This is a genomic window from Anabaena sp. CA = ATCC 33047, assembly GCF_963870205.1.
Classification (GTDB): Bacteria; Cyanobacteriota; Cyanobacteriia; order Cyanobacteriales; family Nostocaceae; genus Trichormus.
Genome location: NZ_CAWMSA010000070.1, coordinates 1 through 21,239, shown reverse-complemented (window position 1 = coordinate 21,239; position 21,239 = coordinate 1). Strand labels below are relative to the sequence as shown.

The following is a 21,239-nucleotide window of genomic DNA, read 5'->3' as shown; positions in this document are numbered from 1 at the left end:
CTAACAGAGCAGTGGCAAATGAGACAGGAAGCCTACACTTACTGCTTGCAGAAGTGTAGGTACTTCACTTACTTGATGAGCATTTTTGTAGGGTGGGCATTGCCAACAACGTAAAACTAAGAGTCTTAGGAACTGGCAAGCAATGCCCACCTGACGCTGATTGAGAATGGTGCAAGATATCACTAGAGACGTTTCATGAAACGTCTCTACATTTGTCAGGAAAAGGTTGGAAGTGGGGTTTAGATTTGTCGATGAACTAGGGTAGCACTTGCTTGATCAACGGGCATGAGGATGATTTCATTAATATTAACGTGGGGCGATCGCGTGGTGCAGAAAAACACTACATCCGCCACATCATCGGCTGTTAGAGGCGTTAATCCTTGATAAACTTTGTTAGCGCGTTCCCTATCACCGTGAAAACGCACATTGCTAAACTCTGTCTCCACCATACCAGGATCAACGGAAGTTACCCGGATGGGAGTACCTAATAAGTCTTGTTTTAAACCTTCAGAAATTGCTTTGACAGCTGCTTTTGTGGAACAGTAGACATTACCACCGGGATAAGTTTGATGTCCAGCAATTGACCCAATATTAACCACATGACCACGCCCACGGCTAACCATACCGGGGACAACATAACGGGTGAGATAAAGCAAACCCTTAATATTAGTATCAATCATTTCTTCCCAGTCTTGAAAGTCGCCTTCATGTAACTTATCTAAACCGCGACTTAACCCAGCATTGTTAATCAGGATATCAATATTTGACCATGCTGGGGGTAGGGTAGATATAGCAGATTCTACAGCCAGGCGATCGCGCACATCTAACTGTAACAAATGAATTTGCTCAGATGTTACAGGCAGAGTTTCCACAAGCTGCTGTAATTTTTCCAGTCGCCGTGCTGCTAAAATCAGTTTTGCACCCGCATCAGCAAAGATTTTAGCGCAAGCCGCACCAATACCACTACTAGCACCAGTAATTAAAACAATCTGATTTTTGAGATTAGTCATTAGTCATTAGTCATTAGTTATTAGTCATTAGTCATTAGTCATTAGTTATTAGTCATTAGTTATTAGTTATTAGTTATTAGTTATTCTTCCTCATCTCCCTCATCTCCCTCATCTCCCTCATCTCCCCTACTCCCCTACTCCCCTACTTTCTACTTCCTCACTACTTGCAGACGCTGAGTTACAACTGTCATGCCATCACCCCGGACGACTACAGCAGAAACCCAGTGATTACCGGGGGTAGATGGGGCGCGGCCAACTTTAAAGATACCACCAGATGAGAGTGGTGTTAAATCGACGGATGCAGGGTTAAAATATCTATTGGCTTTAATTGGTTCTTCTGTGGCTGTTCCCAGCAGTAAGTCATCACCCAGGGGTTCTTGGACTATGGCATCAAAATTATACTGCTGACCAACTCTCACCTGTTGTGGTAATTTGACATCAATTTGGGGCGGCTTTCTACCAGATGTGAGTGTGGTACGTTCTGAGAGAATATCTTGGCGAGTGATTTTACCATTAACAATGCGCTGACGGGATTTAATCGTGGCATTAATAGCTATATTACGAGGATTTGACGAGGGTAAGCCAGTAATATTAGTTATTGTCTCCGCAATAATCGTATTACCTTCTGTTTTCCAAGATTGTAGTTGTGTGTTGTAGCGTAATTGGGGATAGTTTTTCCAGAATTTCGTTAAAGCCTTTTCCATTGTTTGGCGTGTTAGTCCATCTCCGTGGGTGAAATTAGGACTGTAAAACTGCAATACGCCTTTGACATCACCTTTACTAGCTGCGTTATCAATTTGTGTTAATAAATTTTTCAGGGCGGTGGGGGCGTTTTCGGCGTTACTGCGTTGAGCGATTTCCACAGCTGGCGCAGGTTGCCAAGGATGCACTACACCAAATGAGAATATACATAACATTAGCCAAAGGCTGGCAGAGAGGCGTTTTTGGCGGTTCATGGACGAGAAAATCATCTTAGTCATAGGTAATACTTTACTGATTGGTGTACAGAAGGTCAGGAAATTGTTTTATCTTAATGAAGCTAGGTGCTAAACGGTAGAGTTTGAATGGCAAACGTACCCATAAAATTATTAATAGCTGCCAGTGGGACTGGTGGACACTTGTTCCCCGCGATCGCATTGGCGCAGCAACTACCAGAATATAAGATTGAATGGCTAGGTGTCCCCAATCGGCTAGAAACTCAACTTGTCCCTCAAGAGTATCCTTTGCATACTATTGCAGTTGAAGGATTTCAGCAAGGGTTAAGTATTGGTTCTTTACTGACATTAAGTAAACTCATTGGTGCAATTTTTCAGGTGCGGCGACTTCTCCAACAGGGTAATTTTCAAGGAGTTTTTACCACAGGAGGTTATATTGCTGGGCCTGCTGTGATTGCGGCGCGTTCTTTGGGTTTACCTGTAGTTTTCCACGAATCTAACGCTTTACCGGGTAAGGTAACTCGGTTTTTTGGCCCTTGGTGTAGTATGGTAGCTTTGGGATTTGATGCCGCTACTCAATATTTACCTCGTTCCAAAAATGTCTGTGTAGGTACTCCTGTCCGTTCCCAGTTCCTCAATGCCGCAAGTAATGTCAAACTAGATTTAGCTATTCCTGAGAATGTTCCCTTAATTGTGGTGTTTGGTGGTAGCCAAGGTGCGGTAGCGGTGAATAAATTAGTCCGCGAGTCTGCACCTGCTTGGTTTGATGCTGGTGCTTATATTGTACATTTAACAGGCGATCGCGACCCCGATGTGGGCAGTTTACAGCATCCCCAATATATAGAATTACCTTTTTATGACAATATGGCGGCACTGCTGCAACGTGCTAGTTTAGCTATCAGTCGTGCTGGTGCTGGCAGTTTAACAGAATTAGCTGTGTGCGGTACACCAGCCATTTTAATTCCTTATCCCTTCGCCGCAGAAGACCATCAAGCTTATAATGCCGAGGTGTTTACTAAAGCAGGTGCAGGTTTAAGTTTTAAACAATCTCAACTCACAGCCGAGTTATTGCAAACTCAAGTTTTACATTTGTTGCAATCACCAAACGAATTAAGCAAAATGGCGGAAAATGCCCAGGCGATCGCAGTTCCCGATAGTGCTGATCAGTTAGCCGCCTTAGTCCGTGAAGTTGTGCAGAAGTAAACAGGATTACGGCTACATGTTGATTTGAGCATTGGCGACAGTTGCAATTAGCCGTAAGTACCCCCCTGGGCTGACTGTCCAGCCCATCACACCACCATGATACAGTGCTGTACTCTCCGCTAAAACACCCTACAAATGAGCAAGATTTGTAATAAGTTGTAAATATATGTAAAATGTTCTCATGTCTTTCAACCTACGTATAAGTGTCATAACAATCTTGAAAGAAAGCTACATGAAACAAATCATTCACTATCCTCTCATGACTGTTGTGTTAATAGGAGTGGTAGGAGATACAGCGATCGCTCAACTTGATAGTCGCAAAACTCAAAAGCAGCAATCTGCGCTTCAACAATTAGCTGCACTAGAAACAAATACCCTCGTCGCAGTTGCTCAAACTACTCCAAAAATTGATCAAAAAACAGCACTTAACTTAGTTTGGAAACTACCCCTAGTACAAAGAAAAGCCAGAGAAATTCAACGCTTATCTCAAGGAAAGATTAAAGTTTCAGCCATTGTAGACAGCGTTCCTACTCCTACTCAGCCTTACTACACAGTACGGATTTTTGAAGATGATCCGAACAATTACAATTACACCATTTATTGGTTTCGCGTCTCTAGTTCCACTGGTGTGATTGAGGCTCTAGATATTATAGAAAACAAGTATGTTGCTTTGGAAGAGTGGCGATCGCAAATTAGGCGCAGACGCTAATACAACATCACATACAGCACTTTGCAACTAAACGAAGTACACATTTAATATCATAAATCTTGTGGGGGAGCCACTGCGTTGGGCGGCTGTGCCGACTTGTAGCAAGTGGCGTTGGGCATCCTGCCCGCCCTGATGTACTTTACGTAATATGCCGTATCTGATTTCTATTTAAAATAACATTATGTCTGAACAACAGCCTCTGAATCCCTGGAAATATAAACCTTGGTGGTGTCAACCTTGGTCAATTTTACTGACAGGAATCACTATTATTAGTAGTAGCTGGTTAATATTTCACACCATTTGGTTAACAGTGTTGATTTCTGTGCCTGTATTAGTGTGGATGGGCTTTTTTCTGTTAATTTGGCCTCAGCTAATGATTCGTAGTGGCGTTTTAGAATCATCTCAAAAAGATAATATACAATCTTAGAGAATGTCTTTTAAGTATCAAATCTTATTCAGATCCCACACAACTTGCACCATTCTCAATAACCGTAGGGCGATGCACAGCTTACAACGTAAAAATAAGGGTTTGAGCGAATTTTGAGGAGTGCATCGCCGCCCTGTAATCGCAATAAAGCAGCTGGTGCAAGATGTGAGATCCCCCCTAGCCCCCCTTAAAAAGGGGGGAAAACACTCAAAGTACCCCTGAAATGGTTTCATCACTTGTTATGATGTCCACTTGCCGCCACTATCGCCTATCCTACTGCACAGATGAAAAAGCCCCCCGATTTGGGAGGCTTAAATTAAGCGGAGACAACTTGTTAACCTACACCAGCACTACAGCGATCGCTCCTCCTAATGCGGCGAAAATCCCAGAAACTAACGCTGTGGCAAACAACCACCAAGCGGCTGAGGCTGCGGCTTTGCGGGTTTCTTCCGCTTGCCGTTGGGCTTGATGTTTGACTTCTTCTAAGCGGTATTGCATTTGCTGTTGTAGGCGTTCGGCACGTTGCAGAACGGTGAGACGCGCCCGTTCAATTTGGTCAATCACGCGGTTAACATCTGCCTCAGAGATATCCTCACGGGAACTCATAATGGCTACTAGGGTATCCCGGTTAAAAGATGAGAGGCGATCGCGTAATGCTTCAAACCCTGCTTGTGGGTCTTCAAACAATGTCCGCACATCATGTTTAATACTGTCATAATTCAACTCTGGACGCTCCAAGGAGTTGAGATAGTGGCGAATGCGCTCAAAAATCCCATCAATCACATCTTGGAAACGTCGTTGAATACCCCGCACTTGTTCGACAAATTGATCCCTAACTCCAATAATATTATCAGCTATGCTGGCAGCTTCATCATCAGTAATGTCTTCCCGAATCTTCAGCAAAGCGATAATTGTCGAACGGTCAAAATGTGCCAGGCGATCGCTCAAACTTTCCATCCCCACCCTCGGATCATGGAGTAACAGTTGCACATCGCGCTTGATGCCTTCTGGGTGCAATTCTTCCTTGCCAGTTTGTCGTAGATACTCTTCCAAATAAGCTTGGAAAGTTTCTACTCTTTGCTGAGTGCGGGTAGCTAAACGACGAGGTGCGCGGACAATGTTACGGATAGAAGTTTGTACAGAGTCAATCACTTGATTAACTTGTTCTTCGCTTAAGTCACGGCGTTGACTGAGCAATTTTACCAAGGTATCCCGGTCGATTTGAGACAACCGCCGCCGCAACACCACAATTCCCTGTTGCGGATTTTCAAACAGTCTATTTAAATCCCGTTGAATTCCTTCGGGGTTGAGTTCTTCTTTGCCAGTTCTCCGCAAATAATCGGCAATAGTCGCAGTTACAGAATCATATTGCTCCTTAGCTTTATCTGCTACTGCTTGCGGTGTATGGCGGATGCTGTGCCAAGATTCTTCTACAGTATGCAGAATTTGATCAGCCTGTTCTTCCGTTAAATCTTGGCGTTGACTGAGCAACTTCACCAAAGTATCCCGGTCAAAGCGCGACAAACGCGCCCGAATTGCAGCCATTCCCGCTTGGGGGTCTTCTAACAACCGTTTCAAGTCAGCCCGGATAGCATCAGGGTTTAACTCAGCTTTACCTGTGTTACGCAGATATGACTCGACATTTAACCACAGAGTTTCGGCTTGATATTTTGCCTGTTCTGTCAATCCTTTTGATTCTACTAACACGCGATCGCGTTGTTTTTCTAAGTCATTGGCAATGGCTTCGGCTTCGTAGGGCTGAATATCATTGCGTTCTAACAACATCTCCCGCATGGCTGGACGCTCAACTATCGCCAATCGCCGGGACATAGTTTCATAATCTGCGTCCGGGTCTTCCAGTATCGCTTTGAAATCCCGTTCAATCGCTTCTGGAGTAAAATCAGCCTTAGCTGTCACCAGCAAATAACTATTAATTCGCCGTTGTAAGTCTTGGGATATCTCTCTTTCTTCCTCAGCCGTCACCATCACTATCACTTCCTGACGCACCGCTTCTAATCGGTCAGCAATGCGCTGAATTTGGGCTTGGGTGAGTAGTCCCCGGCTTTGCAGGATATTCACAAAATCACTCCGGGAAATTCGCTCTAGTTCCCGTCGCACCGTCCCAGGATCGGCGGCTGGGTCATAGATCACATCCCGAAATTCTTGGGCAATTCTTTCCTGACTCAATTGCCAAGCATAGGTATTGAGTAAGTAATTTTCTATATCAGCCCGAATCGGACTGTAAGGTTGGGATGGTGTGGGTAATCCTAATTTATCCGCTTGTTCTGTGGCTTTATCTCTAGCTGTCGTCAGAGCTTGCCAGATTTTTTCCACATCTAAATCGGATAAATCAGCCCGTCCCAAAACTAGACCAGTTAAGGCAGATATTGCTTGCTGAACTGTACTCTGAATCGGCCCTGGGGCGGCTTTTTGCTGCGTGTCTTGAGAAGTAGGCATTTGCGCCATTAACCGATCTAATTTGGCGTTGAGTTCATCGGTTTTGGTTTGTCCTGGTGGCAGTGATTTCAGATAACTAACTAACTCTTGTAAGCTATCTTGCATGGGTTGAGTCCGACCCATGAATTGTTGCCAAACACTATATAATGTGTCGGCTATGCGATTCACATCTCGCCTAGACAGGTCGGTGCGACTGCTGACTAAATCCACAAACTTTTGGCGGTCGATATGACGCAGGTCAGGACTGCCGGCAATTTCTCTGAGTTTAGGGTCACTCAATATGCTTTCAAATTGACTGCGAATATGCGAAATATCTAGTTCTGGTGGACGCAGCTTTTCAATATAATCTTCTATGTTTTCCCGGATACTAATGGGGTCAATCGCGCTACCTAATTCTCGACGCACGGCGGAGGCTGCTGCTTCGGCTGTGGATACAACCTGTTGATTAACGGCTTTCGCACCCAAAGCGGCGGAAGCTGTCCCCATAATTGCGCGTAAGCCAGAGGTAGCCGAATGAACAACAGACCCAATCAGGGAACCGACGGTGGTGGAACTCACCCAAACCAATAACAAAAAGTATGCACCCCAAATTACTAAGCCGAGAATTGCTCCCAGTCTGGGGTCTAATACTAGCAGACTTAATTTTACTGCCAGAAAACAAGCAATTAACAGAGCGATGGTGACGGTGACTAATGTCCAGATACCCATCGCCGTCCCGATTTTGCGAACCGTACCGCCGAAACTTCCAGTTTCTTCCATACCTGAATCAGACGGACGACCCAAATAGGAAATACCGGCGGCAACAGAGAGATTGGTTAATACTAACTGAAAGGCAAAAGCTAAAATCACACCAGACAGTAAAGCTACAAAAAAGCGCGGCCCAGATGTAATGACCGATGCTTGTGCTGGTGTGACGCTGGGGGTAGTAACTGGAACTTGTGCCAGCCACCATACAGGCTGATCAAGTGCCAGTGTGATTTCTGTACTTTGAAACATTGTATTTCCTTGTGCTAGTCATTCTAAACTTTGAGGCCTTCAGAATTTTGTAAGCAACAACTGTAGTTTGGCTATGTATCTATGGCAATAACTCAAGGTTCTTACTCTCAGAATCCGAGAATTTAGACTATAAAATCCTCTCTCTTAAGTTGTAAACTATATCCTACGCTAGATAGAATTTTTGATTTTTCCTAGCGTAGTTTATCCTGTTAATTTTGACAAAATACTGGGTGTAGTGCTTGTAAATTGGGGATTGTGAGCTTCTGTTTTTAATAATACTCTGAGTTTATTTGATTTTCTTAAATTGTATTGTTAACAAGAGATAACTTGCAAAAATTTACATTTATTTACAATTACCATTTTTATCACCCCCTCAAGGTGGATTTGACGATACTAAAACCTGGGCGGCAATCGTCCCTAAGAAGTGCCTAGATATTGTATCTACCGACAGAAAGCAATTTACTATTAAATAGCTAAATTTAAGTTAAGTAACGAAATATGTAGGACAAAAAAATGGAAACTCGTTCTTCCACCGATCTACCAACAATCGCTACAGAATATAATGGGCGCGATCGCAATGCTTTTCTGTTTGGTTTTACTCCGCAAGCAGAAATCTGGAATGGCCGTTTTGCCATGATTGGTTTCTTGGCTTATTTACTCTGGGATTTAGCAGGCTATAGCGTCCTGCGTGATGTGTTGCATTTAATTGGATACTAAAATTCAGCTTTTCCCATCAGAGAGTCATGGGAAAAACCGACAATCATACATGAAAATGGTTGATTCCCCTATTCCCTACACACTATTTTCAAGCTAGATTAATATTAGGAGGAAAAAATGGAAACTCGTCCTTCCACAGACTTACCACCAGTTGCTAATGCTTACAATGGCATAGATCGTAACGCTTTTATCTTTGGCTGGAATCCTCAAGCCGAACTCTGGAATGGTCGCTTGGCAATGATTGGTTTTCTAGCATATTTACTGTGGGATTTAGCAGGTTACAGCGTCCTGCGTGATGTATTACACTTCATCGGTTACTAAGCTTAAATTTGCCTTATTTGTGAAAGTAACTCACTTTCACAAAAAGCTCAAAGATGCAAATTTTTTTCTTCCCTCTGAAACATACGAAAATCCCCTACTCTATGATTGCCAGAGTTAGGGGGATTTTTATACTCAAGTTTGTCGTCAGGACTTTAGTCCTGACACCCAATTTTGCCAATTAATCATCTACGCAATGGGGAATGCCTAAAACAGCACTAGGAAAATTAGAACCCAATGTTTTAATTAACGGATGATAAACAGATTTACAGCCTAAAAATAGCAGTTCAGCCGCTTCAGCTTCCACAACTTTCTTCAGTTCTGTAGAAATTTGACCAAATCGCAAATGAGATTTAAAACCATCTTGCCATTCTTCAGCTAGACTCCGCGCTTGCCAAAGAATTCTATCTGCTTCTTGGAGGGTTTTGATGTTTCCTTGTGCTAGTAATGGTGTAACTGGCTGCTGTTTTGGTTGAGTTAAAACAGAGGTGTTAGACTTTGTATTGGCAATGATGGCACAGTCTAATACTGGTTGTCTTTTGCCAAACCTCAACAGATTAGAATCTCCACTGTAATAATTTTCTTCTACTACATAAACAGCTTGCACTGTGACTTGTTTATTTGTCGCTAATCTTGTTTGATGCGCCATCCAAAAAGCTATATCCAATGCAGTGTGACTTTCAGGAGAAGCATCATAACCAACGATGAAGTTGATTGATTTTTTGGATTTATGTTTTTGAGTGAAAACTTTTTTGGGGTCTGGTAACAATACCATGTATTGAGTTAAATCATTACGTCCCATAGCACTTTGCAAGCGCGCTAGCATTGGCTTGATATTCACAGCTTTAACTTCTCCTAAACCTAACGAACAAATCAACGAGAAGCCGGGTAGAAACGAATAGCCATAGAGGCATATCCGTAAGGAAACCCCAATAACAACTGGTATTAACAGCCAAAGTTTTGGGGGTTCCTTCCATTGCCTACGAAGTTAGCTGACGGGCTAAGACTGGAAGGTGTCTCTCTAATAGATTAGCCCCATGTACTTGGTTCCTCCGCTTCAAATTCAGTGTTGATGAATTTGAATTAGGCTACCCAATAAACAAAGAATAAACTAATTTACTCTTCGTGAGTAAAATATCTGTCGAGGAAATTGAGGGCGTGGTTGCGAATTTCAAAATATTCTTTGGTGTTTCGCATTGCAACTCTATCCCGTGGATGGGGAAAGGACACTTCTAATATTTCACCTATCGTAGCTGCTGGGCCATTAGTCATTAATACGATGCGATCAGACATATAAATAGCTTCATCAACATCGTGAGTAATCATCATGACTGCTTGTCGATGATTTTCCCAAATATCTAAGACTTGCCGTTGCAATTTACCTCTGGTTAACGCATCTAATGCGCCAAAAGGTTCATCCATCAGCAACATTTTGGGGCGAATTGCTAAGGCTCTAGCAATGCCTACCCTTTGTTTCATACCTCCAGAAATTTCATCAGGATATTTATCTGCTGCCGCCGTTAAGTTTACCATTGCCAAGTGTTCGTTCACAATGCTAATTTTTTCAGCCCGATTAGCATTTTTTAACACCTCATCTACTGCCAGACGAATATTGTCTCGAACTGTTAACCACGGTAACAGTGAGTAATTCTGGAAGATCATCATTCTTTCAGCACCAGGCTTACGGATTTCTTTACCGTCAAGCCGTACTGAGCCAGAAGTAGCTGTTTCTAAACCGGCAACAATTTTTAATAAAGTTGACTTACCACAACCAGAATGCCCGATTATGGAAATAAATTCATTTTCACCGATAGTTAAATCCACACCATCAAGAACGACAAAATTACCTTGATCTGGTGTTGCATAAGACTTGACTAAATTCTCAATTTCTAAAAAGTTCGGTTTAGGCAAAGTTTGTTGATGAGCCTTGACTGTTAAAGGTGTATATTTCATATCAAATGCTCCTAAATTACCGTAACTATTAATTGAATTTGGGCGTGGGCGTAAAGATATATTTTGTGTAAGAAATACTAGCCTCTCATCTCTAGCTACTTGCAGATGGCTTAAGACATGAAAACACGAGTGGCAGCATTAGCCCTAATGGCAAAACTATTCAAATAACCAACGGGATCGCTAGGATCAAAGCCTTTTTTATCGATGAAAACTTCTGGAGGTTCAACTTTATAGTCGTCTTTGGGACATTCAAGACCCATGTCGCTGGCTATCTCCCGATATAAATCTGTCCTCCAGCCTTTTGCGGCTAATTGTTCGGCATTTTTAGGAAATTCCTTGATCTGCCCCCAACGGGCTGCTTGAGTCATTAACCAGATACTATTGGATCTCCATAAAAATGTGGCGTGTTCGCCTGATTCTTTGGGTAAATTGTCGGGAATGTCAAAGAAAATGGTGGTATCTGCTGCGTTGATGGTGCGGTCTTTGCCATCAAATCCGCCATAGTTATAATTGCCGATAATTCCAGGCGCGGTCAATTTGCTAATTGCTGCATCTTTCTTGTTTGGTCTTGCACCTGTAAAGGAACGGTCTGTAATTAGTTCGGCGACTTCTTGGCGGTTTTCCGGCTGGCTGCAATACTGGCAAGCTTCTATCATAGCTTTGACTAGAGAACGATAGGTTTTGGGATATTTGTCAATGAAAGATTCCATTACTCCTAATAACCTATCTGGGTGTCCTAACCAGACTTCTTTACCTTGGGCGAAGGTAAAACCAATATTTTCATTACCTTGAATAGCTCTGGTGTTCCAGGGTTCTGCTACCATATATGCTTGCATTGCCCCTATCCGCACGTTTGTCACCATCTGCGGGGGTGAGACGATGATCACACGAAACTCTTTTAAGGGATCGACACCAGCCGCAGCAGATATATAACGGACAAAGTATTCGTAAATCGCTGAACTCAAAACCACTGCCCAGACTTTGCTTTCTGGTGGTTGCTTGTCAAAGTAGCTGCGAAAATCCTTGCCGAAGGCTTCTAATGCGCGATCGCCATATTGTTGTTGATATTCGTACCACGGACGTAAGCCAAAATCCCACATTGCTTTATTCATAGTCATGGCGTTACCGTGACGGTGAATAGTCATGGCTGCACACAGGGGGGCGTGACGTGCGCCTTCTGCACCAATGCGGGCGTTGGTGACAGCACCAGAGACTACAGGTGCAGCATCTAGACGACCAAATATTAAACCGTCGCGGGAAGTTGCCCAACTCGCTTCACGGTTGAGTTTGACATTTAAACCATACTTGCGAAAGAAGCCTTTTTTCCAAGCGATCGCAAATGGCGCACAATCATTTACAGGAACGTATCCGACAATTAAATCCGGTTTTTCTAGGTCTTGGGATCTGACTACTGGTTGTACTGCTAAGGCTTCTTCTGTCAGTCCTTTAGCGGATCTGTCTGCTGATATACCACAAGCGGATAAGGTAATTCCGGCTGTGGTTGCTCCTATGCCTTTGATAAAATCTCGTCTCGTCCAGTTAGAGTTACTCATGTTGAGTCCAATGATGTAATTAGCTCACGTAAAGACGCAAAGCGGCTTCTCGCAGGTAGGCGCAAAGGCAAAAACTTTCAGTGCGTCTTGCAAGTTTTGTAGGAGTGAGATTTTGTTATTTAGAAGTTATGGGGCGATGGGTGACTAATTCTTGAAGTTTGCCGACGGCGAAATCTAAGATGAGTCCAGTTAAGCCAATCACGAAAACGGCGAGGAAGACTGAACTTAGGTTTAAACGACTCCATTCATCCCAGACAAAGAAGCCTATGCCAACACCGCCGGTGAGCATTTCTACTGCAACTATGACTAGCCACGCGATTCCTAAACTGATTCGCAAACCTGTAAAAATATAAGGCAAAGTGGCAGGCCAAATAATCTTGGTAATCCGTCGCCAGCGAGGCATTTCCAGGACTCGCGCTACATTCATATAATCTTTGGGGACGCTAGCCACTCCCAAGGCTGTATTAATAATTGTCGGCCATAGGGAGGTGATAAAGATGACGAAAATAGCTGAAGGATCTGCTAAATTGAAGATAGCTAAAGCAATTGGTAGCCAAGCTAAGGGTGATACTGGTTTGAAAATCTGAATAATGGGATTGAGTGCTAACATGGCGGTTCTAGACATCCCAATCAAAAACCCTAAAGGTATGGCGACTACCGCACCCAGCAAAAAGCCTACCAATACCCGTCGCAAACTGGCTATCAACAACCAACCAATTCCTAAGTTACCCGGCCCTCTTTGATAAAACGGGTTCAGTATGTAGTCTAAATTAGCAGCTAGTGCTTCCAGTGGTGTGGGCATCACTTCATGGTTAGCAAGAGCCACCACCCACCACAGTAAAATAATTCCAACAAAACCTATTATGGGTAATAAGACGACATCCTGCAAAATGACAGGTTTAGCCTTTTTCCAGACGGCTTGACTCGCAACAGCTGCGATCGCTGCTAAATTTAATTGCAATATCATTTGGCACCTCAACAGAGTTAAGTGCAGGTACAAAAATCTGAGCAGTACCAGCCTTGGACACTGATGAGAACTAAACATTAGTTACAATGCTGTCTCCTCAGTCTCCTCTCAATGCTTACGAAGTTAGCTGACGGGCTAGGACTGAGAGATATCCCTCTCACCAGAGTATTGAGTCATAAGTTATGAGTTCCCAGTTATTAACTTTGATCTCTTAACTCTCAACTTGCTACTCTCTGCAAGATACGCCCCAAAAATTGGTTCCTCCGTTCCGACAATACATTCTGTAGTTTGTCGGATTAAGCTGACTTACTCGATATAGATAATGTTCTAAAGAACCATAACACCTTAAATCCGTAAAAACAATCCCATTTATATAACTATTTATTATCTAAAAAATTGTTTTTCCGTGTGTATTATCAATAAAACTGATGATTATGCGGTGTTGCTGTCACTAAATCGCTAGCTGCTGGATTGTTGTGGGTGGTGGCGATCGCTGTATAGAATTTTGGCTAGCTATAATCTCCGTCCTTAGACAGATGAAACTTGTCCAAAATGGCAATTTTTGTAGGGCGGGCATTGCTCGCAAGTTACTTAAACCCTGAGTATAATGTTATTGGCAATGCCCACCTGACGCTGATTGAGTCTGTTACAGTAAACCTTTAGCTTTCAATGTAGCTAAAGCATCCTCAGCCGCAGCTTTTTCCGCCTCTTTCTTATTTCTTCCCGTAGCTTCTCCGTACTTTTTATCTTCTACATAAACTTCCGCTTTAAATTCTGGCGCGTGAGACAAACCCCCGATTTGTATTGTCTTGTATGTGGGAGGAGTTGTCCCAACATTGCGCTGTACCCATTCTTGAAAGCGATTTTTTGAGTCTACATTAGAGCGAAACACCACAATTTGCTCAGGTACAGAATCAAATAATGGTTCAACAATTTCGCGCACTTTTTCAATCTCGTGGTTTTTATCTAAATAGTAAGCACCAATCACAGCTTCAAATGTACTGCTAAGTAAATTAGGATTTTGATACCCACCATCTCGAATTGCACCTTTACCTAATCGCATCCTTAAGTCTAAGCCTACCTCAATAGCGAATTTCGCCAGTTGCTTTTCATCGACTAATGCTGAACGTCGCCGCGTTAATTCATCTTCTCCTTTTTCTGGGTGACGACGATAAAGATATTCACCACTTAAAAAATTCAGCACAGCATCACCGAGAAATTCTAGGCGTTCATTGTGTTCTCCTGCTCCTGGGTTTTCATTCACATAAGAACGGTGTGTCAGTGCTTGGCGTAGGAGTTTTTCGTTTTTAAAACTACTTAAAAATGTGTGCATTGTGATGTTCCTCCCTGTTGTACAGTTAATTAAATCGAATGGTTGGCAAAATGCCCATCTGGCAAAAGAATTGTCTGATTATATTCAGAGGTTATTTAAAAACAACTACTCTTACGCCAGGAGGATAAAGACTATTTCCCCGTTTATTATTGCAAGAGAAACAAGCGAGTCTAAGGTTTTCTAGAGCATTAGAACCTCCACGACTTTTAGGAAAAAGATGTTCAAACGTCAACTTTTTAGATGGTAAATATTCACCACACCACCAACAGCAAGAACCATAAATATCTATGAGTTGACGCTTTTTGCTTTTTCGTTGCTGAGAATTCATATTTTGATGTTCCTGTTTTTGCGTTTGGCAACAGCATCGGAACATCAGTTATGTAGCTTCCCTCAAATGTTATATAAGATAATTTCCAACCAGAAATCTCTCTTATATAGCACTTAAAATCAGTACAACAATTACTAATTAGCTGTACTGATTGTAGGTTAGAAGTCGCAAACCCAGGGATTTTTCACTTCTAACTGAGCTTGTAAGCAATTACCTAAGTAGTTAATGCTCTAAGTATCTAGATAAATAACTAAACTTTGATTTAATTACTTATCTAAATACTTACAGCAGCAACTACTTAAGTAATTGACTACAGGCTCAGATAGAAGCGGAAAATCGCTGGATATGCGACCACCAACCTCCGCTTCAGGCTTTTGGCTGATGACTTTTTGCTGTATTGAGCAAAATATATGACATACAATCTTGGCTATGTCAAGGGGTAATTGTTAAATTTTTTATTCATTATGTTTCAGTAACGCTTAAATAAATTGTAACTAAATATACGCAATATTTTTATTAGCAATTCATTGCTGAGAACAATGATTATTAGGACTAAAGTCCTTACTACAAGCTTTAAACTATGATTGATTTTGAGCGATCGCACTATACAAAATCCCCAAGATTTTCTTAATATCTTTAATATAATACTCACTTAAATCAACACTCATAATATTATTCTCTAGTTTGAGGAATTGCCAAATAGTCCCAATGGTCACAGCACCATAAATTTCTTTAATCACATTGCCACTTCTTTGATTAAATATCTGTGCTGCTACCATTTCCGCCATACACTGCGCTAACCCAGAGCGTAAATTTTCGTTCTTACTTTCGACTAAAACAATAACCGGGCTACGCACGAATAACTGTTCTGGTGATAAACTTAAAATAAAATCACAAAAACCATTTAATCCCCTTTGGACATCAACAGTAAAATCTACACCGGAAAATAAGCTGATTCCATAATTAAATTTTCGTCTAATCTCTAATAAAATTGGGCTGATAATCATTTCACTTCGAGCTTTTTCTGAACTTATGGCAACGGCTAAGTCAACATTTTCCTGAAGAATGGTAGACAATAACTCGCTGCATTCCTGTTCTTCTACCTTGGCAAATAGTCCAGATGACTCTTGAATAACTAAACCAAAGTTATCAATAATTTCATGCAGTTTAAAGTCACTATAAGCCATAATATTAATAATTAAGCTTAGTTGGAAATACTTTATTTTAAATCAAGATATAAATCGGGAAACCTAGGTAAAAAAATGACTTGATTAGCTAAGACAATCCGCTTATTTAGATATCCATATTTACCTTGACTGTCTTGATAAGAGGATGCTGGTCAAGGTGCAAAGTAGGGGCGGGTTTATGGAAAATTCCGTCTACCTACAGATTCATTTGTGAACCCGCCCCTACAAAAACCCCTCTCCAAACCTCTCCCCTACAAATGTAGAGACGTTGCATGCAACGTCTCTACAACCCCCATTTCCTGCCTTGCGGCACGCTGCGCGAATGTAGGGAAGGGGGGCTGGGGGGTTAGGTCTGAGAGACTTTGATGTTAATAAAGATACTTTTAAAACATCCTCTAAGGTTCACTGTAACATTTCAAGTGATTATCAAATAAACTTTACCCCCAAGGGTTAACAGCTAGTTAGTGTTTTACTAACGAAACCTAACAAATGCTTACATTTAAGTACGATTTATGTCTACTGATTCACTGAAAAACCAGCCGCTCGCTAGACAATTTTGAGACTAGGGGAGCATAAACAGTGCTATTATTGATAGGTATTTAGGTGATAACCAAGCCTAAATACTTAATAGTAGGGTGAGATCCACCCGATCTTAAAGCCTGTAGACTGAGTAGTGCCGACACTTTCAGGATGAAGCAGGAAGAAAAAGCTACCTCGTGTTCGCATTAGTTAGCTTTTTTGGATCGGCAAGACAACAGCCTAATTCTCCTACCCCTTATTTTAAGATGTGGCAGAAATTGATATGCTAAAAGGCGAGACTACCTATTTTGCAAACCATGCCTGCGCCTCCTATCAGTCCCACAATTAGCACCTTTCCCTTGACGGCTGTAGTCGGTCAAGAAGCAATTAAATTAGCATTGCTGTTAGCAGCAGTTGATCCTGGTTTGGGAGGAGTAGCGATCGCAGGTCGTCGCGGTACGGCAAAATCTGTAATGGCGCGTGCTATCCACGCCCTGTTACCACCTATTGAAGTGGTGACAGATTCAGTCAGTAACTGCGATCCCAACCACCCAGAAGCATGGGATGACTATCTTGCAGCCGAATACGCTGATCAAGATATGCAAGATGTCCCCACTCAAATCATCCCCGCACCTTTTGTACAGATACCCCTCGGAGTCACAGAAGACCGACTTCTCGGTTCTGTAGATGTAGAACAGTCCGTCAAACAAGGGGATACAGTATTTCAGCCTGGGTTACTCGCTACCGCTAACCGAGGTGTGCTGTATGTGGATGAAATCAATTTATTAGATGACCAAATATCAAATCAGCTATTAACAGTCCTATCAGAAGGACGTAACCAAATTGAACGGGAAGGAATCAGTTTCCAGCATCCTTGCAAACCCCTGTTTATTGCCACCTACAACCCAGAAGAAGGGGCATTACGAGAACATTTATTAGATAGAATTGCGATCGCTCTGTCGGCTGACGGTGTTCTCGGTCTAGATCAAAGAGTACAAGCAGTTGAGCAAGCGATCGCCTATTCTAAATCACCCCAAGAATTTCTTCAACAATACAACGAAGATATCGATGCACTCAAAACCCAAATCATCCTCGCGCGGGAATGGTTGAAAGAAGTTACCATCACCCCCGAACAAATCGGTTATTTAGTAGATGAAGCCATTCGTGGCGGAGTGCAAGGACATCGCGCCGAATTATTTGCGGTGCGTGTTGCCAAAGCGGCGGCGGCTTTAGATGGTAGAGCAACCGTCAACGCCGAAGACTTACGTCGAGCTGTAGAATTGGTAATTGTACCACGGGCTACCGTTGTGCAAACCCCACCACCAGACCAACCACCCCCACCACCCCCACCACCACCTCAAAGTCAAGACGAGTCAGAACAAGACCAACAACAAGACGAAGAGGAAGAAGATCAACAAGACCAACCAGAAGAACCAGAAGAACAAGAACCCCCCAGCATTCCCGAAGAATTTATTTTCGACCCGGAAGGGGTAATACTTGATGACAGTGTGTTATACTTTGCCCAAATGGCACAACGTCAAGGTAAATCTGGTAGTCGTAGCATTATCTTTTCCGATGACCGGGGACGCTACATTAAGCCGATGTTACCCAAAGGTAAAGTCAAGCGCATCGCCGTAGATGCAACCTTGAGGTCGGCTGCACCCTATCAAAAAGCCCGGCGTGAAAGATACCCGGACAAAAAAGTAATTGTGGAACAGGGTGATATTCGTTCCAAGCGTCTAGTACGGAAAGCCGGGGCGTTAGTAGTGTTTGTCGTCGATGCTTCAGGCTCAATGGCTTTGAACCGGATGCAGTCAGCCAAAGGTGCGGTAATGCAACTGTTAACAGAAGCTTATCAAAACCGTGACCAAGTAGCATTGATTCCGTTCCGGGGAGAACAAGCAGAAGTATTACTACCACCTACCCGTTCTATTGCTTTAGCGCGAAACCGCTTAGAAAGATTACCCTGTGGTGGTGGTTCACCCCTAGCGCATGGTTTAACTCAAGCTGTGCGTATCGGTGTTAATGCCCAAATGAGTGGCGATGTTGGGCAAGTGGTGATTGTAGCGATTACCGATGGACGGGGTAATATACCCTTATCGCGTTCTTTAGGCGAACCACAAGAATCAGGAGAAAAACCAGACATCAAAGGCGAATTACTCGAAATTGCGGGTAGAGTTCGCGCTTTGGGGATGCAACTATTAGTGATTGATACTGAGAGTAAATTTGTCTCCACTGGTTTTGCTAAAGAATTAGCCAAAACATCGGGAGGTAAATATTATCATTTGCCAAAAGCGACTGATCAAGCCATCGCTGCCATGACCAGAGGTGCGATCGCTGAGTTAAAATCTCGATAAATGAGTCATTAGTCAATGGTCAAGAGTCTCGCAACTGTGGACTTTTGACTCTTGACTCAAAACTCAGCCATCTCATGATCCTGTTGCTACTGCTTGGGGTTGCAGATAACGAATTAAATCTTGAATACCTTTTTGCAGATACCGTGTAACTGTCATCGGGCTAGTACCGATACTTTTAGCCGCATCCTTGCGAGACAGTTCTTTAAGGAATACCATCTCAACAGCTTGGCGAGGCTTTTCTTCTAACAGACTAATTGCCCCTTGCAGTTGTTGACGTTCTTCATCTTGTTGTTGTAAAGCAGCCGAACGGGGACAAGGAAGTGCTTCACCCAAGGTAATTTGACAGTCAACGTAATGAACGGCGGTAGCATCCAAACTCAAAGGCATCCGGTTTTGAGCGGCTAACTTGGTTTCTTGCCACTCTTGCAAAGAGACTTTCAGGCGTTTAGCAATTTCCGCATCCTTGGGAGGACGACCTAAAGACACTACCAACTCTTTGCGAACTTTCTGACCTTCATTATACAGTTCTTGCCAACGCCGAGGAATTTTTAATAGAGTGCTGCGATCGCGCAAGAAATGTAGCATCTCCCCGCGAATATATGGTACAGCAAAGGAGCTAAAAGCATATCCTTGATTGGGATCGAAACGCTCGATTGCCCTGATTAAACCAAAATAACCGATCTGTTCTAAATCTTCATAAGGTTCATTACATTGATGGCTAAATTTATGCGCCATTTTTCTGACTAAACCAGTATGTAATTGTACCAGTTTGTTACGAAGTTTAATAGAAGGATTTTGGTGGTATAAGTGCAATAACTCCATACCATCAGTTTGCATAGAGAACTCACTTGCTGCCATAGAAAATTCCTTTAGTGGAACTCCTTTGTTTGACCAAATGGAGTTGATTTACTCTTTAAATCTGTAATTATTTTCCTTAGCTAAGGCTGATTAAACCATCGTCGTTTTACTGAACTTCTTGTAAGACCTACTCCACGATTACGTATTTTTACGCATGGATTTTCTGGCCTATTTGTTGCTAGCCCTTTTAGTTTTTATCATCACCACTACTCTTTAGATAAAGTTTATGGTTCGCAACATAGCTAGTTAATTATGCTGAAAAATACGGACTCAGCCTACTGCCATCTGTGTATTCTTGAGATTGCCGCAGTTCACAATTGGATAAGTGGTAAAGCTCAAGCAGCAAGAATTTTCAACTATGTATGATCACAATGCCTGTAGATTTCAGATTAGCTCCCTAGCTACTAGCAATGAATCTTGGTAAAAATAAGAATTATCAGGAAGTATTCTTCAAAATTAGTTTTGCCGTATGAGTAATACCAGCAATTTTCGTGAAGCTTTCCGTAACGCCCAGTCTCAAGCCCTAGTAGGCCCCAATGTCATTGCTAACGCCCTGCCTTACGTTGGTGGTGGCTTGATACTCACCGCCTTGGGAACTTACGGTGGTTTGGGTATTATCCGCACTAACCCTGGAATATTCTTCCCCACCTTCATCGGTGCTGTGATTCTAGAGTTAATACTGTTCTTTGTCGCCCAGAATGTCGCCGAAAAAGGGAAAAAGAGTGTAGCCTTACCGCTTTTAGCTACCTACAGCCTCTTGTCGGGATATACCCTCAGTGGTTTAGTCTTCGTTGCCTTAAGAACTCCAGGCGTTGGCATTCCCGGTATAGGTATAGCTGCCCTTGGTTGTGGTGTTACCTTTATAGTTGCCCGTCAAATTGGTTCTAATCTTTCAGAAGAAGATGGCCTAGCTTTGACTAAAACCATCTCTCTCGGTATTATTGCCTTGGTGGTAGTCTGTCTGACTCAATTCGTATTTGCCTTGTTTGGTGTTTACACACCTACTTGGTTAGAAATCGCCATTTCCGGTTTAGGGGTATTTCTCTTTGCTGGGGCATCAGTTGTTGATTTTTACATTCTGCCCCGTACATACCGCAATGACCAATATCTACCTGCGGCTTTGTCGATGTATCTCACTTACATCAACTTGTTTGTCTTTATTTTGCGCTTATTGATTGCCCTTAATAGCCGAGATTAGTGGATCGTAACTAGAAAAACTTAAAACATCAATAGCCGTGGTTTAGTACCAGCGACCACGGTTTTTTTCTGCCCAGGACTTATAATTTTGTTTGTAGTGTACCCCTCCGGGGAAGCAAGCTACGCGTAGCGTCCGCACCAGAGGACTTTAGCTTGAACTGACAGAAGCCTCTCACTTACCGCGATAGCGGAAGTGATGAGATGAATGGCTCTCG

At 42.7% G+C, this 21,239-nt stretch carries 18 protein-coding genes, 1 pseudogene and 2 riboswitches; of the genes and pseudogenes, 7 read left to right on the top strand and 12 right to left on the bottom strand.

Translation table 11 applies throughout. From position 1 onward, the window contains the following. Positions 1 to 239: 239 nt before the first annotated feature. Together AACS98_RS21005 and AACS98_RS21000 are read right to left on the bottom strand one after the other, a co-directional pair. A complete protein-coding gene (locus AACS98_RS21005) occupies positions 240 to 1,010 on the bottom strand; it encodes an SDR family oxidoreductase (protein WP_066383625.1) in 771 nt (256 codons plus the stop codon). Between the two features lie 149 nt (positions 1,011 to 1,159). Next, a complete protein-coding gene (locus tag AACS98_RS21000) occupies positions 1,160 to 1,990 on the bottom strand; it encodes a nuclear transport factor 2 family protein (RefSeq protein ID WP_066383619.1) in 831 nt (276 codons plus the stop codon). Positions 1,991 to 2,074: 84 nt separating this feature from the next. On the opposite strand from AACS98_RS21000, the gene murG reads away from it, so the two are divergent. From murG to AACS98_RS20985, 3 genes are all read left to right on the top strand, one after another. Continuing rightward, positions 2,075 to 3,148, top strand: a complete 1,074-nt coding sequence (gene murG, locus AACS98_RS20995; RefSeq protein WP_066383618.1) for an undecaprenyldiphospho-muramoylpentapeptide beta-N-acetylglucosaminyltransferase — start codon at positions 2,075 to 2,077, stop codon at positions 3,146 to 3,148. A 232-nt stretch (positions 3,149 to 3,380) separates the two neighbouring features. Next, the gene (locus AACS98_RS20990; protein ID WP_198161172.1) at positions 3,381 to 3,857 is read left to right on the top strand and encodes a hypothetical protein; all 477 of its coding nucleotides are present in this window, start codon (positions 3,381 to 3,383) and stop codon (positions 3,855 to 3,857) included. Positions 3,858 to 4,038: 181 nt separating this feature from the next. Next, entirely contained in the window at positions 4,039 to 4,284 is a 246-nt protein-coding gene (locus AACS98_RS20985; protein WP_066383617.1) for a DUF6737 family protein, read from the top strand. 339 nt (positions 4,285 to 4,623) lie between these two features. On the opposite strand, the gene AACS98_RS20980 is transcribed toward AACS98_RS20985, so the two are convergent. Beyond that, complete coding sequence (locus AACS98_RS20980) at positions 4,624 to 7,737, bottom strand: hypothetical protein (RefSeq protein ID WP_066383615.1); 3,114 nt, start codon at positions 7,735 to 7,737, stop codon at positions 4,624 to 4,626. 513 nt (positions 7,738 to 8,250) lie between these two features. On the opposite strand from AACS98_RS20980, the gene AACS98_RS20975 reads away from it, so the two are divergent. Both AACS98_RS20975 and AACS98_RS20970 read left to right on the top strand, forming a co-directional pair. Continuing rightward, positions 8,251 to 8,454, top strand: coding sequence for a chlorophyll a/b-binding protein (locus AACS98_RS20975; protein WP_066383613.1), 204 nt, complete (start codon positions 8,251 to 8,253; stop codon positions 8,452 to 8,454). Between the two features lie 117 nt (positions 8,455 to 8,571). Next, positions 8,572 to 8,775 (top strand): chlorophyll a/b-binding protein, encoded by a 204-nt coding sequence (locus AACS98_RS20970; protein ID WP_066383611.1) that lies wholly within the window; start codon positions 8,572 to 8,574, stop codon positions 8,773 to 8,775. 178 nt (positions 8,776 to 8,953) lie between these two features. Here the strand turns inward: AACS98_RS20970 and AACS98_RS20965 are convergent, their stop codons facing one another. The 8 genes and pseudogenes from AACS98_RS20965 to AACS98_RS20930 form a co-directional block, all read right to left on the bottom strand. After that, positions 8,954 to 9,598 carry a universal stress protein gene (locus AACS98_RS20965; RefSeq protein ID WP_066383609.1) on the bottom strand — a complete coding sequence of 215 codons (645 nt, stop codon included), beginning with the start codon at positions 9,596 to 9,598 and terminating at the stop codon, positions 8,954 to 8,956. A gap of 136 nt (positions 9,599 to 9,734) precedes the next feature. Next, positions 9,735 to 9,872: riboswitch (cyclic di-AMP (ydaO/yuaA leader) on the bottom strand. Between the two features lie 16 nt (positions 9,873 to 9,888). Further along, positions 9,889 to 10,725 carry an ABC transporter ATP-binding protein gene (locus AACS98_RS20960; RefSeq protein WP_066383606.1) on the bottom strand — a complete coding sequence of 279 codons (837 nt, stop codon included), beginning with the start codon at positions 10,723 to 10,725 and terminating at the stop codon, positions 9,889 to 9,891. A gap of 110 nt (positions 10,726 to 10,835) precedes the next feature. Beyond that, entirely contained in the window at positions 10,836 to 12,278 is a 1,443-nt protein-coding gene (locus tag AACS98_RS20955) for an ABC transporter substrate-binding protein (RefSeq protein WP_066383605.1), read from the bottom strand. 115 nt (positions 12,279 to 12,393) lie between these two features. Then, positions 12,394 to 13,245 carry a nitrate ABC transporter permease gene (gene ntrB, locus AACS98_RS20950; RefSeq protein WP_066383603.1) on the bottom strand — a complete coding sequence of 284 codons (852 nt, stop codon included), beginning with the start codon at positions 13,243 to 13,245 and terminating at the stop codon, positions 12,394 to 12,396. A 97-nt stretch (positions 13,246 to 13,342) separates the two neighbouring features. Continuing rightward, positions 13,343 to 13,558: riboswitch (cyclic di-AMP (ydaO/yuaA leader) on the bottom strand. 333 nt (positions 13,559 to 13,891) lie between these two features. Beyond that, positions 13,892 to 14,578, bottom strand: a complete 687-nt coding sequence (gene rnc / locus AACS98_RS20945) for a ribonuclease III (RefSeq protein WP_066383601.1) — start codon at positions 14,576 to 14,578, stop codon at positions 13,892 to 13,894. 91 nt (positions 14,579 to 14,669) lie between these two features. Beyond that, on the bottom strand, positions 14,670 to 14,906 hold the full coding sequence (locus AACS98_RS20940; protein WP_197480168.1) for an HNH endonuclease: 237 nt from the start codon (positions 14,904 to 14,906) through the stop codon (positions 14,670 to 14,672). A gap of 578 nt (positions 14,907 to 15,484) precedes the next feature. Continuing rightward, complete coding sequence (locus tag AACS98_RS20935; RefSeq protein ID WP_066383599.1) at positions 15,485 to 16,093, bottom strand: hypothetical protein; 609 nt, start codon at positions 16,091 to 16,093, stop codon at positions 15,485 to 15,487. A gap of 4 nt (positions 16,094 to 16,097) precedes the next feature. Further along, a pseudogene (locus AACS98_RS20930) lies at positions 16,098 to 16,233 on the bottom strand (Uma2 family endonuclease); the annotation flags it as partial. Between the two features lie 696 nt (positions 16,234 to 16,929). Here AACS98_RS20930 and bchD point away from each other — a divergent pair. Continuing rightward, a complete protein-coding gene (gene bchD / locus AACS98_RS20925; protein WP_066383596.1) occupies positions 16,930 to 18,969 on the top strand; it encodes a magnesium chelatase ATPase subunit D in 2,040 nt (679 codons plus the stop codon). A 72-nt stretch (positions 18,970 to 19,041) separates the two neighbouring features. Here the strand turns inward: bchD and AACS98_RS20920 are convergent, their stop codons facing one another. Further along, positions 19,042 to 19,827 (bottom strand): RNA polymerase sigma factor SigF, encoded by a 786-nt coding sequence (locus AACS98_RS20920; protein ID WP_066383594.1) that lies wholly within the window; start codon positions 19,825 to 19,827, stop codon positions 19,042 to 19,044. A 469-nt stretch (positions 19,828 to 20,296) separates the two neighbouring features. Between AACS98_RS20920 and AACS98_RS20915 the strand changes: the two genes are divergently transcribed. After that, positions 20,297 to 21,025 carry a Bax inhibitor-1/YccA family protein gene (locus AACS98_RS20915; protein WP_066383591.1) on the top strand — a complete coding sequence of 243 codons (729 nt, stop codon included), beginning with the start codon at positions 20,297 to 20,299 and terminating at the stop codon, positions 21,023 to 21,025. Positions 21,026 to 21,239: the final 214 nt, after the last annotated feature.